Origin of the sequence: Paenibacillus sp. FSL H3-0302, assembly GCF_037982245.1 — a bacterium.
In the GTDB taxonomy this organism is placed as follows: domain Bacteria; phylum Bacillota; class Bacilli; order Paenibacillales; family Paenibacillaceae; genus Paenibacillus_AQ; species Paenibacillus_AQ odorifer.
Map to the genome: position 1 here is coordinate 6,737,183 of NZ_CP150284.1, position 15,251 is coordinate 6,752,433.

Below are 15,251 nucleotides of genomic sequence, written 5' to 3' on the forward strand. Positions count from 1 at the left end.
TATTACAAAATAGCCTGCAGTCGCACAATTGCTTGGGCCCGATCAACCACTTCTAATTTGCTGTAAAGATTGCTAATATAATTGCGCGCCGTACCTTCCGCAATATGTAATGTATCGGCGATTTCACGGTTGTTCAGTCCCCGGATAATGAGCTGTGCCAGCTCCTCTTCCCGTTCTGTCAGACTGATACGATCCAGACCCGATCTTTGCCAGTGTTCATAGTCCTCTGTTAACCTGTTCATCCTCGATGCCAGTTTGGCTGCTACCGGAGCTGGCAGAATAAATTGCCCGGATAACGTATCATGAATCGAAGCGATCATTTTATCTGCATCCATGTCCTTCAGCATATAACCGCTTGCTCCGTAGGCCATTCCCTCTACAATATAATCAGTCTCTATAAAAGTAGTCAGAATCAGAATGAAGATGTTCGGCCGAATCTGCTTTATTCGTTTCAAGGCGCTAAGGCCATCCATAACTGGCATTTGAATATCGAGCAGCACCAGATCAGGCTGGAGTGCCTCAACCATCTCGCAAGCTTCTTCTCCATTCTTGGCAGCACCAACCACTTCCATATCATCTTCCAGATCCAAAATGGTGCGAAGTCCTTCCCGCGTCAACAATTGATCATCGGCAATTACAATTTTTATTTTACTCATGTTCTATCCACAACCCTTCGCATGGGCAGATCAATCTCCAGTAAACAGCCTTCATCCATTTCTGAATCGATGGATAAGCTGCCTCCCAGCTGCTCAACCCGTTCCTTCATCGTCCTAAGTCCAAATCCCATCACGATTGGACTCATCCCTAGCCCACAATCCTTGAGTCTAAACTGCAAGTTCGCTCCAACAGACTCCAGACTAAAATGGAACTCCACACTCTTCCCATGTCTGATCCCATTAGTTAAGCCCTCCTGCAAAGCATGATAGATTGCCTTTTTATAGGCTGTTGACATGGCTTCCGGCAGATCATAAATAACTGCATGAACAACAACGCCTGCATTGCGTTCTGTATCTCGAATCAACTGCTTCAGCATCACGGTTAGATCAGAATACCTGTCCTCTTTCAGCATATGGACAGAGCCGCGGATTTCATTCAAGCTATGCCGCACAAGATCCTGGGCCTCAGCCAGACGCTGAAAGCCGCTGTCTATCTCCTTCTTCTGAAGCAGCCGCTTGCCAGCTTCAATCTGCAGAATCGTCGATGTCAGGGTATGCCCGACAATATCATGAATCTCTTGGGCAATACGATTGCGTTCCTCAAAAACAGTAGCTTCGGCCAAAGCCGCAGATGTTTCACGCATCGAACGCTCCAGGCTACGAGTTCTTTCTACCACCTGATCCTCCAGATTTTTTTTGAGATATTGGATTCCCGAATACAGCTTGGCATTAGCGATTGAGATTGCGCATTGTGAACCAAGCAGCTTGAGCACATCGAGTCTGCTTGGAGTAAATACACCCGGCGATAGATTATTCTCCAAATAGAGCAGGCAAACCAATTTATTCTGATTCATGATGGGGAGACATAAAACCGATTTCAGTCTATTATTCCTAACGTAAGTATTACGTGTAAATATTCCTTCACTGAGTGCATCATGTAATACAACCTGTTCTTGTGTTCTTGCCGCGTAAGCTATAATCGCTGCCGGGACCAACCCCGATTCTTCCCCAAGTGGAACAGATTCGATATGCTGGGCTTCTGAGGTCCCATAAGCTTCCACCATCCATTTGCCGTCATGATCAAAAATAACAGCCCCATATTCTGCCCCAGCATTGTGGAGCATGATTCGCATCAGCGTGGCCAATAATCGGCTCATCTCCATTTCGCCGGATAATGCTTGGGCAGACATTACCACAGAAAGGGAATCCACACGATCGAGCCCGGGCTCTCGTTTAATATGCAGCAAATGGCGATGCTGCTGCTCCAGGTCAGCCGCTTTAGCCTTTGCGCCCCATTGCAGATAAGCCTCATAGGCCTCAGTCATATAGATTCTTGCCAGATGCATTTTGCCATGACGAAGCCCGTATTTACCATAACATTCCGCTGCCATCGCTAAATCGTGAATATGACCGTGGATCCGAGCGTTCTCAATGGATTGCTCATACAATGCTTCAGCTTGGCGGGGATCTCGCGATAGACGAGTTAACTCAGCCTTCATTAAGAGATATTTATGCTGATAATTCCCCGGACAACGCCTGGCAAGCTTTTTCATTTTCTTCAAGCATTTACGCATTTTTGCCCGATATGTACGTTGCTCTTCAGCGTTATATTCCTCATACAACTGAGCCCAGACTAAACATTCATACATGATCTGCATGGGACTGTCTAGGCCATCTTCGCGTGATTTTATAATGGCCGCTGATTTGGCTAATGCCTCACTGGCTTCTCGGTATTCCCCAAATACATAGCCCGTCAAATATTGATAGATCCAGACCATTTCTTGTATAAAATCAAAGGTGTCCCCATGAACCGACTGTGCAAAAGCAGGCTCGCTAATCTCCGCGATGGGAAAAGGATCATCTATAGAGCGATAACCTGTCAAGCGAACAAGAATGGCCGCTGCTACAATAGCCTGCTTACAATGAAGACTGTTGTTATGGCGCAGCAAATCACCGGAATGAGTAATTAATCGCTCATAGATATCGCCGAGAGGATGACCAAATTGCAAAAGGGAGGCACAGTTGATCAACACATTCTGGTTGCCCTTCCATAAGTCACCTGATTCCAGTCCTACTTTACCAGCTTTCTCGGTAAACGTATGGAGCATAGCAGGATCATAATGCCGCCAGCTATCGTAGCACATGGCGAACGCGGCTAAGGTTGTCATGTGCTGTTTCGGATAGGGTTCGGATAAGCTGAACGCCAGCATGGCCCATTTGAATGTCTCTTCATCATTACGGAAGTAATAATATTGAAACATTGCATAACCTATGAATCCAATGGAAGCCTCCGGAGTCATCCCATAATCAAGCGTTAATTCAATCATGGTGAAGGAAGAAGCAAGCCACCCTTCTCGATTGACGTAGAAGCAAGCATTGCTTGAATGATCTAAAGTAGACATTGCGATTCTACGTGCTTCATCAGTCATTGGAGGTAAAAGAGTAAGCGATTCGAGTGAGACCTTCTTGAGTCTATGCCGCAATCGTAACCATTGAAGCGTCAATTGAGCATAACCAGGATCAAATTGATGCTTCACTTTCAGTAACGATAAGGTATGCTGGCCTAAGGAGATCACCTCTTCATGGTTATCATTACTTGCTTCCAACTGCACCTTCATTACGTAGACGTAAGCCTTATCCATATTTGTCGTAGCTTTATCAATCAACAGATGGAATAATTCATTAGCCGTATCAAAATGGGAACATAAATATTCGAGCTCCGCCCTCTCACGGAATACCCGGAAGGTCAGCCCATAATGCGCCTCCCAGCTCTGCTCCTCTAATAATGACGTTGCCTGAAGCATATATTGCAAGGCTGTCTCATGTGCGGTTGTTTGCTTCGCTTTTATCCCTGCCTGTAAGTTCAGCTCTACTAGTTGAAGCCTCTCTTCAGGGCGGTCTAACCATGTAAGTGCCTGATTCAAATGATGGACAGCTTCAAATAGGGTCGTTCCTTCACTTAGCGGGCTGCGGCCTAGCAATAAAAGACCAATCCTCCAATGCAGCTCGGAACGCTCCTCTTCGGAAATAAAAGTATATGCTGCCTGATGAATGCGGTTGTGCTGGAACTTATAATGCGGATATTCCTCCCCGTTAACGGGCTGCAACAAGCGCCCATGTACAGCAACCGCCAACGCATCGTTCAATGTCTCTATCGGTGTCTCCGTAATATCAGCAAGTGTACGTAAATCAAATAGGCTGCCTATAAATGCGGCTCTGCTAAGTGCATATACCGTCTGTTCAGGAAATTGCTGCAATTTACTTGAAAGGTATGAAGCTACGTTATCGGGTACATTCAATTCAGTAATACGCTGGAGATCCCATTTCCAGCTTCGAATATTCTCATCAAATTCCACTCGCTGATCATCTATCAAATCTTGAAGGAATTGCTTAATAAATAACGGGTTTCCATCTGTCTTATGAAGCAGCACGCGCGCCAGCTCGTCCAAGTCAGCTGCCTCGTAACGCATAACATCAAGTAGCAGTTGTTTTAAATCGGTGAGTTCAAGCGCTTGTAAAGAAATTCTGCTCATCGCTACGTTGCGGTCAATCAGATGTTTTTCCAGCCTACTGAGCGGGTGCAGCCTTGTAATCTCCCGATTGCGATAGGAAAGCACGATTAGCAGATGAGTCGTTGCTGTATCCTCTATAAGCGAAGTGAGATATTGCAGCGACGTATCATCAGCCCATTGCAAATTATCCAATACCAAGATCAAAGGATGATCCTCATGAGGAAAGAGTTGAATAAATCGGCTCATGATTAATTGAAAGCGATGCTGAGCTTCCAGCGGTGGCAGTGGAGGCACGGAGGGTTGAAGGCCAATCAAGAGTTCAAGCTTAGGAACAAAATCGATCAGCAACTGACCGTAATTGTCCACTGCTTGTAGAATACGCAGCCTCCAAACCTCCACCTGCAACTTTGTTTCCATCAGCAGCTGACTAACCAACTCTTCTATGACTTGATGCCAGATGCCATAAGGGAGTGAGGTATGTCGGGATTCGAATTTGCCTCTGGCGAAGAAACCATCCAAAGAGACTGTATTTGTAAGGGTCTCCTTCAGAAAGGTTGTTTTGCCGATACCACTCTCCCCGCTAATCCAAACCGTCTCTACGGCACCTTGTGATGCTCGTTGCAGTGCTTCTCTTAAGCTTTGTTGCTCAAGATGTCTTCCATAGAAGCGTCCTGATACCATCCAGCGCTCTGGGATATCCCAGCTTCCTAGTGGAAAAGGCTCAATATGCCCGGATTCTTCTAGACGGGATAGACATTCCTCAAGATCCGATTTAATGCCGAACGCGCTGGCATACCTCGCTTCAGGCATTTTCTCCATGCATTTACCAACAATATCAGAGACCGATAGAGGGATAGTGGGGAACCTGCGGTGCAGAGGCTCAGGTGTATCTGCAAGATGACGATATACAATATCAACAACATCATGCAGCTCAAAGGGGCGGCTGCCCGAGAGACATTCATACAGGATGATCCCCAGCGAATAAAAGTCAGAACGGTAATCCGGTTTGACTCCAGTTCGTCCCGTTTGTTCTGGAGCTATATAAGGAAGCAGAACATCGGGCCGACCGCTTAACGGTGACAAAGGACTCGTGGTGTTTTCGGTAGAACACATTCTTATATCAATAAATTTCACTTCAAAAGTAATGGGATTTACGATTAGATGAGCGGGGGTTAGTTCATTTAGTGTTATTTTTTCACGATGAATTTGCATAAGACAATCAGCAATAGCTGTAGCGATTCGAAGCAGCGCTGGAAGACCCAGTGAATTAACAGGCATACGCAGGATCTGCCCAAGGGTACTCCCCTCTATATCTTTTAAGAGAAGGACTGGTCGGTCCGCCATAATTTCCAAACTGTACGGCTCTATTGCACCACGACCGCAAAGTCGCTTAAGCATGTCATACTCATGACGAAAAGCATCGACCATGGCAGCTCCCGGATATTCTCCTATTGTTGTCTTAGCGATAACTCTTAGGCCGTCCTCTTGACGTAGGAGTCTGTATAACCTGATATCTGCGGTATTATCTATCAGATCTAAGGTTTGGTATCCTGGCAATTCAAACATCAACAGCACTCCCTAATTACAATTAGACAGAATACTCAATCTCACAAAGTAGTTAAAGCCATTATAACATCTGATCTTGCCGTTCTACTCATAAGACATTTCATATTTCGTTAATCCTATCGCGTTCGCGCACAATGCCGCCTGTGTCCGGTCAGTAACCTGCAGCTTCGCTAAAATCTGACTGACATGCTTCTTCACCGTAAATTCACTGATAAAAAGACGTGTGGCAATCACTCTATTGCAAGCACCTTGTCCAAGCTGAATCAGGACTTCCTTCTCTTTTGGTGTCAATTCATCTGTTGGACTGCTGGCGCTCATTCGCATCTTTTCTTCCATTAGACCAGGATCATAGTATTTTCTCCCTTTGTACACCAACTGGATAGCAAACAGTAATTCCTCCGGCAGTGCCTCTTTCAGAACATATCCGTCTACCAATACTTCTTCAGCCCTCAAAAAATCCTCTCTGCTCGCAGAGGAAGTCAACAGTATGAATTTACTAACAATGCCGCGGGTACGTGCTATCTTAATGACATCCAGTCCTGATTCATCAGCAAGTTTAAGATCAATGAGGACAATGTCTGGCTTTGTCTCTTCAATCACATCAAGTGCTTCCGGACCATTCGTAGCTTCACCGGCAAATTGCATATCCGATTGCATTGCAATGACAGATGCCAGCCCTCTTCTAACTAAAGGATGATCATCTACAATGATGATTTTCACAGAAACACCTCCCTCTAAACCGCATACATTATTTACTTCTTTGTATAAAAAGCTTCAATTGGAGTATTCATTTAAATTTGGCGCATTTCTGATTAAGTATAGTTAAAAGACTACACCGCTTATAGTGAGCGTTGTCATTTCTTTTGTCATATGACAAAATGGATAATTTTACATAAAAACCCCTCATTTAAAAACTGGCGAACCATGGTTATAGAGACCACAATCCGCCTGCTTTCTTGGGAATTTAATTATTATCAATAAAAGAAATGATTTGCACGAGATTACCTGCGACTTGGTAAGTTAACCCCAGCATGTAAGTTCCTTTCTCCTCGTTTGATAGGTCAATAGTGAACACATCCGGATTAGCAGCCCATTCCTTCATATCAAACACAATTTCTTTAGATGTTCTAGTGTTTCTTACTCCAGCCGAATTAGGGATCACTTTGCTGCCATCGAGCCCTTTCACCAGATTGGCCACTTCAACTACAGGTCCCTTAAATTCTCCTACCTCTACCATTTGTGGGTCGGCCAATAAGCTCGTTAGTTTAGTTAATCCTTGTAATGGGGAGAAATCTGTAATTTCATTTCCAGTAATATCAAGTGTCTCTAGGTTCTTCGCGTACTGCAAACCTTCCAAGGATCCGGCTCTTCTGGTTTCGCTAGTTAACGTTGTAAGGTTATACATATCACCTAATGTTAATTCTCCAGTTACGCCCAATGTAGTCTTGATCGAAGCACTTAAATACGGGTCCGCCACAGTAATTACTTGCGTAAGATCTATTTGGACCAAACCTTCGGTTGCTTGTTGCAACGCTGCTACAGCTTCGTCTACTTCACTTTGCGTAACAGAAGAGTTAGCCAACACTGTCTCTGCTATCGAGAGGCTGGACGTAAATGCCGCGATGCTCTCAGGTGTGAAGCCTTCTAGAGAAAATGCTTTAGCCGCTGCAATCGCCTGTTCGAGATCTCTAGTGAATAAGTGATCTCCATTCGCGAAATGTAGTTTGGCTCCACCCCATGCAGCATGGTCAGATCCGTTGCCATTTCCCCCGTCTGTGACGACTAATTTCAGTTCTTTTGCTTCATTAATATCCAATTCGATGAATTTCTGCGGATCTCTCGAACCCATGACCCCACTATCGAATTTCTTCTCTCCATCGACAAACACCTCAAAGCTCACCGAACCAACAGAACCGTACATTTGTCTATCTACACCTACATAGGAAGTGAAATAGTCCGCGTTTTTGTCGCTTAGATTGTATACAATCGTCGAGTTAGAGTGCGCTCCAATTCCTCTTTCATAGGACACTACCTGATTGTTCTCATCTGTTAATCTCAGCGTATTTGCACTAATAGATTTATCCTTCAAAGGTGCAGTATAGCTGTTCTGAGTAGAATTCCAGTCGTAATCCGTCAGGTACGTAAAGTCCGTCATGTCTACTACGGCTATAGTTCTAATCTTCGTGGTCGTATTTCCATCACTATCTGTTACTGTGTAAGTGATTGGATACTTTCCGGCCCGGTTGAATTTAACTTGCTCTTGGCCTGTGACCTTCACTTGAGCCGTCAAGTCACCGTCTTCCGAATCCATTGCCGAATAGCTTTCACTGATATCAATCGCTTGACCCACTTTGGTTGAGACAGATTTAGGTATGGTAAGCTCTGGTGTATTGTTCAAGATCATAAACTTCGCATCAGCAAAATCACCGTGATCTGAAGCATTTCCGTTACCTGCATTATCTAACACCAGCTTCAATTCACTTACATCCTTAACAGGTATCCGCGCAAGCTTGGCTTCTGTACCAAATTTCATCAGTCCGCTGTTATAAACCTCTGCCCCATCGGCAAAGATTTTGAAAATTACACTGGAGTTGCTTTGCTCAGGGATATTTCTATCAACCCCTACATACGTTTCAAAATATTCATAGTTTGCACCCGCCAGATTATACACGATTTCAGAGCTGGCATGGGTTCCTAAGCCCTTAGCGAACTCTTTGACCTCGCCATTTACCAGCAGCTTAATCGGATTGTTAGAGCTAGCCTTATCTTTTCGAACCACATTATAATCCGTTTTTGCCGATTGCCAATCTATATCACTCAGGTATTTACTAGCGCTGTATACAACAATCTTTCTGGCCTGCACAGCGGAGTTCCCATCTGAGTCTGTAACTGAAAATTCGACGTTGTAAGTCCCTGTTTTGCTTGATGTGAATCCATTTGAATGCACTTCAACGGCTCCAATTAAGTTACCATCTTCCGTATCAAAAGCTGTTACATCGCTCAACACATCAAATTCGCTGTTCAGCTTAACGAAGGTTGTCTCTTCCGGTACTGTAATGGTAGGTTTGCTTGAATTATTCGAGAACTTCGCATCCGCCCATACCGTATGGTCTGAAGCATTGCCATCCTTAGCATCTGTTGTAACCAGCTTCACCTCTCTTGCGCCAGTCACAGGGATTTTCACAAATTGATGTTCTGTTCCTGCCCGGAAAACATCACTCTCAAATTTCTGTTCTCCATCCACATACACTGCAAAAGTAGCCGAGGAAGGTTTCCCTTTCATGGCTTGATCAATCCCAATGTAGCTTTCAAAGAAGTCGTAACCCTTACCTTCAATATCGTAAACTACCTCAGAGTTGGCATGAACACCAATCCCTTTCGCGTACGTCGCAGCCAACCCTTGGCGAACAAGGGTTATGATTCCTCCGGAAACGGCTTTATCTTTCTTTAATTCACCCCAGCCTACAACGACTGACTTGGCATTGAGATCGGAAATATAGGCGTAGTCGCTCGTTACCGTAACCTGTGTGGTTTTCGTTTCCGTAACCCCTTCGCTTTTCACTTCATATACAATTTCGTAGTTGCCTTTTTGCGTTACATCAACGTTATTGGCTTTCAGAGAGACATCTGCAGTAATATCGTTTCCTAGATAGTTAGCCGCTTTTACATAGCTCATCGGATCAAAGGTTTGATTAAGCTTTAAAGTGAGCTGATCTTCAACAGACAAGGCTGGCTTAAAGGCTTTAACCTGTACGGGCTTCAGTGGGTTCAGCTTTTTATCATAACCGACGATCTTGTACGTATAGTTGATACTCGCATCTACATTCTGATCCACAAATTGGTCAGTTCCTGTAAAACCAACTAACACATCATTTCTATACACTTCATATCCTAAAAAGTCTTGCTTAAGCTCTTTATCTATACTGAAACTTAACGTGTTCGTTCTAGCCGTGGTGTTAGGTGTGATATTAACCTTAATGGCCAGATTTTTATCCGCTATTCCAGTTCCCTCATAATTAATCACCGAGTTATTTAAATACCATAACTTTTGCGGTGCCGGATACTTGGCTACTTTCGCTTTTGTCTCAGGATTCACAGTGAAGCCATGTCTGGCAAAATAGCTGCTTAAGTCTAAACTCAGCACTTCGGAAGAGAACTCCACCAAATACTGCTGCTTGGAATTGTCACCGTTGGTAAGGGTGACCTTCCGCTCCCGATATAGCTTGGTCAGCTCTGTCCAGTATCCCGGATGTGCCAGCTCCAGCTGCCAATAGGCTCCGAGTTGTGCAAATAAGCCCTGCTGATTCATAACCACTTTATTTTCTTCGAGGACATATTTATAGATATCTGATTCATACGGTATACGATTATCTATCGAATTCGCTGCGACAGACATAAACATAGACACCATATTATTAGTTACTTCGCCATATTCCCGTTCACCCATAGCCAAGCGATGCCCAATTTCGTGATTCAGTCCCCAGCCCGGATAGGCTTTATTAAAATCACCTAACATGGTTCCTACTGTTCCAAGTTGGATCCCTGTATGATCTCCCGCTGCATACATCGCACCATAAGGCTGCATCAAGCGAATATTCTCACGAATTAGCTTGGCATCATGAATCTCGCTACTGCCATCCAAGCCATAGAAGGCAAAAATGCTCTTCATCCAGGTGTCATACCCAGTTACGGTGTCCAGCGGGTTATTTCCTTGCGTAATATATTTGTTGTACGCCTCCGTCGCCGTTCCTGTGAATATAACATGATCGCTGGCCATTTCTACCACATCTATGAGTTTACGATCTTGAACATTTGGATGAGCCGCTTTATCTTCGTCCAGTCTTTGTTTGTATGTGATTAAGAAGGTTTTGAATTGTTCTGGATCCGTGGTCTTGGTCATAAAAGGAATCTTTTCTAAACCTTCGAAGCGAATCAATGGCGCTTTCCCTTGTTCCTCAGCTGTATATGGATTGACGATATACACTGTACCGCCCTTAGTCACTTCATGTGCATAATAACTATTCGTAGCAAATTCAGGAACGGTTATAATGTTCTTACCTGGACGCAATTGCACACCTCTAGCCCAAACATTCCAAGCGGCCTCTTGTTGAGAAAAGACTAAAGAAGGTAGCTTATCGTTAGAAGCTGCGTCCACATAAACGTTGATCGTATCTCCAGGCATTGCAACGAGACCTGTAGGCTGGTTGTTCGTACCAAAACCAATTCTCAGGTTTTCCTGCGCATGCTTTTTCATATCTCCACGTTGTTCCGCCTCAATGATGGTGCCTTCGGTTTGAACTTCACCATTCACTAGCTTCTTAGCTAAATCCAAAGAATCTTTCAGGATTGGATAGAGCGGATGTACTTTTGCCGCTTCTTCTAATTCGTTGATTGCTTCGACGCTATTATAAGCAGGCACAACCGCACTCATCGTTCCATCTGTGAAAATGCCATTTACTGCTTCGCTTACTTTATCTTCTGTATAAAATCTAAATTCAGCCGCAAAAGGTCTGTTGATATTAGCTTTTGTGAACTTAAATTTTAATCTTTTAAACTTCGTCGGTTCGAATTTAAATTCCAGAAAGTCATTGGTACTAATCGCGGTTCCGCTAGATACAAGTTGGAAGGTCTCTCCTTTACTCGTCTCTGATGCATAGATTTCAAAAGCCTCTGGGAATCCTTTGCGGTTATCTCTAGCCAAAAAAGCTACTCTGTCCAGCACTTCCGCTTGCGCTAGTTCAAACACGACTTCATTCGTGAAGCTTGCATCATTGTTTTTGTTCGTTTCCCAATGCGTAGTGGGCTGGTCATCCAGCATATATTCAGGCTTCGTACCTGGGTAGCTTCCACCGTTCACCGTTACTTTTGATACGTTTGCATTCGGCATTCTATAAGCTTGGCTATAGGCATTTTCATAGGCTGTTCCATACCCTTTTAGCTTCGAAACCTTGGCTGCCGTTGCCTCTACCTGATGGTTCTCCAAAAGGATCTTTGCATTCTCTATCTCTTCTTTAAACTGCGCATACAGTGGATGTGCCTGCACTTCATTCTCTAAAGCTGTTAATTTCTCTGCCGTATCAAAAGCAGCACTAACTTGGCTCAAGGTATCATCTGTAAATAAATTTTTCATTTTAGCAGAAACACTATCCTCTTTATAAAAAGAAAACTCAGCCGCACTCGCCCAATCTTGGTTCGCTTTTTTGAAGACAAATTTAAGTCTCTTAAAAGCCGTAGGTGCGAACTGAATCTCCACTACATCACCGGTTGAGCCTGTATATTCTCCAGAAGACACGAGCGTAAAATCACCCGCATCGGTAGTGGAGCCGTAGATATCAAATTCTTGAGCAAAACCTTTACCTTTCGCACCGGATTGCCTAGCCGCGTATACCATTCTATTTAATTCAGTGGACTCATTGAAAACAAACACAACCTCATTCGTAAACGTTGAACTATTCGGTTTGCCAGTCTCCCAATGCGTGCTCATATCCCCATCCATAGCCTTAGCTATAGGCGAGCCTGAGTAGTTGCCACCGTTATTTGTGATGGATTTAATATTTGCTGGATTCATTCTAAAAACCTCATTATAGGCATTTAGAGCATCCTTGCCGTACAGCTCAAACGGAATAACCGAGGCGTTGCTTAATAAGTTAACCTTACTTTGCGCCACTGTTTTTGTTACATTTACCTTGCTTGCCTCACTTGCTAAAGCATAACCTGCCTCACTCGAAAAACTGGCCAGCATGGCCGCCGATGTAGCGATCGCAATCATTTTCTTCATCTCTTCTTACCCCCAGATGTCATATGAATCTCTCCAGTGCCCAAAAATGGGCACAAAAAAAACTACCCCAAAAGAGTAGCTTGATTGCGTATAAAGTCGCCTAAAAATTAAGACTTAATTTTTATTAAACCTTAACAAGCATAAACGCCTTCGGCGTCCTTATAAGGACGGTAAGCGTTTAAGCGAGAAATATAAGATATTAAGTATAGTTTTATAACTTATACTTTCTTATATTTTAACAAAAAGCGTTACGCACTCTTTGGCAGCTGGCTGACAATAGTTATGATAACCTTAGTCCCTATAGCTTTGCGTCCCTACATTTCCATAGGTTTGCCTATGAAGTTTCGAATACATTCAAAGAGTAACATAAGCCTAGATCGGATCGCATGATTAATTGGTATGAAATGAGTATAGGTAATTGCAATTAGTTTTTCTTATGTGATAGATATTATTTATCGACTATCCCGGAAGAGAAGGACATCCTTTAGGACTGTAGGTCTACTTAACTCCCCGATCCAAACAAACGCCGGAACCAATTCCACACATCGCCCGTGACGGGAATTAATCCGAAACCATGTTCGCCAACTGCGATTACACCATATGCCCATTGTCCGATAGCTATGGCACCCCCAGCGATCCTGCCTATCGCTATCGCACCAAACGCCGTATCCCCTATGGCGATGGCCCCCAACGCTTTTTCCGCGATTGCGATCGCTCCTACAGCCACGCCTGCAATCGCAATCGCTCCCACTGCGAAGCCAAGCCAGCTAAGTGCTATTGCTCCGATCGCTAACCACATTCCCAGTGATATTGCTCCTAAGGATAATACGCCCACGCTTATCGCACCTATGGAAATCAAGCCAACAGCTACATCTCCAATAGCGATTAATCCAACGGCTGTCTTCACACGGGGTTTACCTCCACGGCCATACGCTTGACCTGAGTATCGCCCTAGATTACTGCGTATACTGATGACCGGAAATGAGGGAGAAGGCCATTGATAATCAATCTCTCGTCCATCAAAGCCCCTAGAATCCGCCCAGCGCGTTACAAATTGATGCCATTTCATATCCATCCCGTCCCCCTTTTCAAATTACCTAAATTATACAACCCCGGGGGTTGGCTGTACTCAGACTCTGACCTGAAATTCATCTCATCCTCTGGACGGATATATACTCATTAGGATTACTGTTTGGGAATAGGATCAGGCTTTCCAAATAAATAGCCCTGAAACAACTGATAACCACTCTGCTTAAGCCATTCAAAGTCCTCTCTAAACTCCACACCTTCTGCTAAAGGAACGGATTGGATTTCTAAAGCTTTTTCTAAAAATTGCTTTGCTATTTTCTGTTTGTTCAGATCGCTGGACACACCCTGAACATATTTCATATCCAGCTTCATGTAATGGGGTTTAAGCTCCAATAACATCTCGATCGTGCTGAAGCCCTCACCAACATCATCTAAAGCGTATTCAAATCCCCGATCCTTGTAATATGTCAAAATAGCTTTCAAATGAGCGAGATCATCCACTTTCTCCGTCTCAACAACTTCAAAGACAAAAAGAGAAGGATCGACGCCTAATTGATTGGCCAGTTCAACGGTTGATCTTAAGCAGAACTCTGGAGCGTAGATCGACGTTGGGATAAAATTAATAAACGTTTTTTTATTTAAGGGTGCAGCATATTTTACAGCCGTCATTCTACATAACCGGTCTAAAGCATATAAACGCCCCCGATTCCGTGCCGCCGCAAAAATCTCATTAGGATAGATAAGAGATCCGTCTTCTTTTTTAAATCTGGATAGGAGCTCGTATGCAAAAATCTCTTCCCTTACGTTCACAATCGGTTGGAAGTAGCAAGTAACAAGACCCTTAGTGATAACCTCATCAATCCACTCCATATCAAGTACAGTGGGTAATTCGGATAGAGGTCTCCATGTTTGGTCATCTATACGGAATTCAACCTGCTCCGACTCCATATGGTCATTACAGAAATCCAGAAAATCCCGCACCCCAGCCTCCTTAACTGTAATCACATTTTCTTCCACCTTATGTATCGTATTACTTCTACTCAAGTGATGAATAACCTCAGGTAAAACCCTAAGATTAAGCTCACCATGAGCCTTGATTTCAAAATTCAGATCTCTTACTACACAATGATTACAAGCCACATTCATAACCCCTTTAATAATCGATTCTCTGAATCCCGGAACGGCTCTTCTCAATCGAAATCCGTATACTCCAGTAAATACGCCGGGTCTAACACGGTGATCTGCTGATGTTGAATCTCAATAATCTTTTGCTCTTGCAGATCTTTAAGCACAAGGGTAGCCGTCTCCCTTAACGTTCCGATCATATCACGCGCTCTCGCATCATGAAATTTCATTTCATGTAATAACCGATTCGATAAAAATAAACGGTCCATTTGCAGCAGCATCAATTGCTCCTTAATCAACGGGTAATCGGCAAGCATCTGCTTAAAAGGCTCATGTTTAATCTCAAATAATACAGTATCATTCATAGCCACCGCAGACAGCACTCTTATATTGGAGGGATGGATCACTTCCAGATCGCCATAATCCCCGAATAGATAATGTAGGCATGATCCACATTCCATAGTTTTGTATGCCAACATACTGATAATAAATCATCATCCTGTTATATTCTATCGTAACGTTGTCACATAGGCTTGATGCCAATACGATTTACAAAGGAGATCCATTCATGAAATTCCGAATTCC

7 protein-coding genes and 1 riboswitch are annotated in these 15,251 nt (G+C 43.8%); all 7 genes read right to left on the reverse strand.

Going from position 1 to position 15,251, the window contains the following annotated elements; all coding sequences use genetic code 11:
• Nucleotides 1-2 precede the first annotated feature (2 nt).
• Nucleotides 3-656, reverse strand: a complete 654-nt coding sequence (locus MHH50_RS29970; RefSeq protein ID WP_036682266.1) for a response regulator transcription factor — start codon at nt 654-656, stop codon at nt 3-5.
• Nucleotides 653-5,734 (reverse strand): AAA family ATPase, encoded by a 5,082-nt coding sequence (locus tag MHH50_RS29975; protein WP_340033805.1) that lies wholly within the window; start codon nt 5,732-5,734, stop codon nt 653-655. The genes MHH50_RS29970 and MHH50_RS29975 overlap by 4 nt, the downstream gene beginning before the upstream one ends.
• 84 nt (nt 5,735-5,818) lie before the next feature.
• On the reverse strand, nt 5,819-6,454 hold the full coding sequence (locus tag MHH50_RS29980) for a response regulator transcription factor (protein WP_076124152.1): 636 nt from the start codon (nt 6,452-6,454) through the stop codon (nt 5,819-5,821).
• Between the two features lie 244 nt (nt 6,455-6,698).
• Nucleotides 6,699-12,512, reverse strand: a complete 5,814-nt coding sequence (locus MHH50_RS29985) for an NPCBM/NEW2 domain-containing protein (RefSeq protein WP_340033806.1) — start codon at nt 12,510-12,512, stop codon at nt 6,699-6,701.
• 258 nt (nt 12,513-12,770) lie between these two features.
• Nucleotides 12,771-12,857: riboswitch (cyclic di-GMP riboswitch) on the reverse strand.
• A gap of 157 nt (nt 12,858-13,014) precedes the next feature.
• Complete coding sequence (locus MHH50_RS29990; protein WP_076276340.1) at nt 13,015-13,581, reverse strand: hypothetical protein; 567 nt, start codon at nt 13,579-13,581, stop codon at nt 13,015-13,017.
• Between the two features lie 116 nt (nt 13,582-13,697).
• Complete coding sequence (locus MHH50_RS29995; RefSeq protein ID WP_339245463.1) at nt 13,698-14,735, reverse strand: EAL domain-containing protein; 1,038 nt, start codon at nt 14,733-14,735, stop codon at nt 13,698-13,700.
• Nucleotides 14,732-15,127, reverse strand: coding sequence for a helix-turn-helix domain-containing protein (locus tag MHH50_RS30000; protein ID WP_312147483.1), 396 nt, complete (start codon nt 15,125-15,127; stop codon nt 14,732-14,734). Before MHH50_RS30000 ends, MHH50_RS29995 begins: the two co-directional genes overlap by 4 nt.
• Nucleotides 15,128-15,251: the final 124 nt, after the last annotated feature.

Coding starts and splice junctions, on each gene's coding strand:
- MHH50_RS29970 (WP_036682266.1), bottom strand. CDS start 656: ATGAGTAAAATAAAAATTGTAATTGCCGATGATCAATTGTTGACGCGG.
- MHH50_RS29975 (WP_340033805.1), bottom strand. CDS start 5,734: ATGTTTGAATTGCCAGGATACCAAACCTTAGATCTGATAGATAATACC.
- MHH50_RS29985 (WP_340033806.1), bottom strand. CDS start 12,512: ATGAAGAAAATGATTGCGATCGCTACATCGGCGGCCATGCTGGCCAGT.
- MHH50_RS29990 (WP_076276340.1), bottom strand. CDS start 13,581: ATGAAATGGCATCAATTTGTAACGCGCTGGGCGGATTCTAGGGGCTTT.
- MHH50_RS30000 (WP_312147483.1), bottom strand. CDS start 15,127: ATGGAATGTGGATCATGCCTACATTATCTATTCGGGGATTATGGCGAT.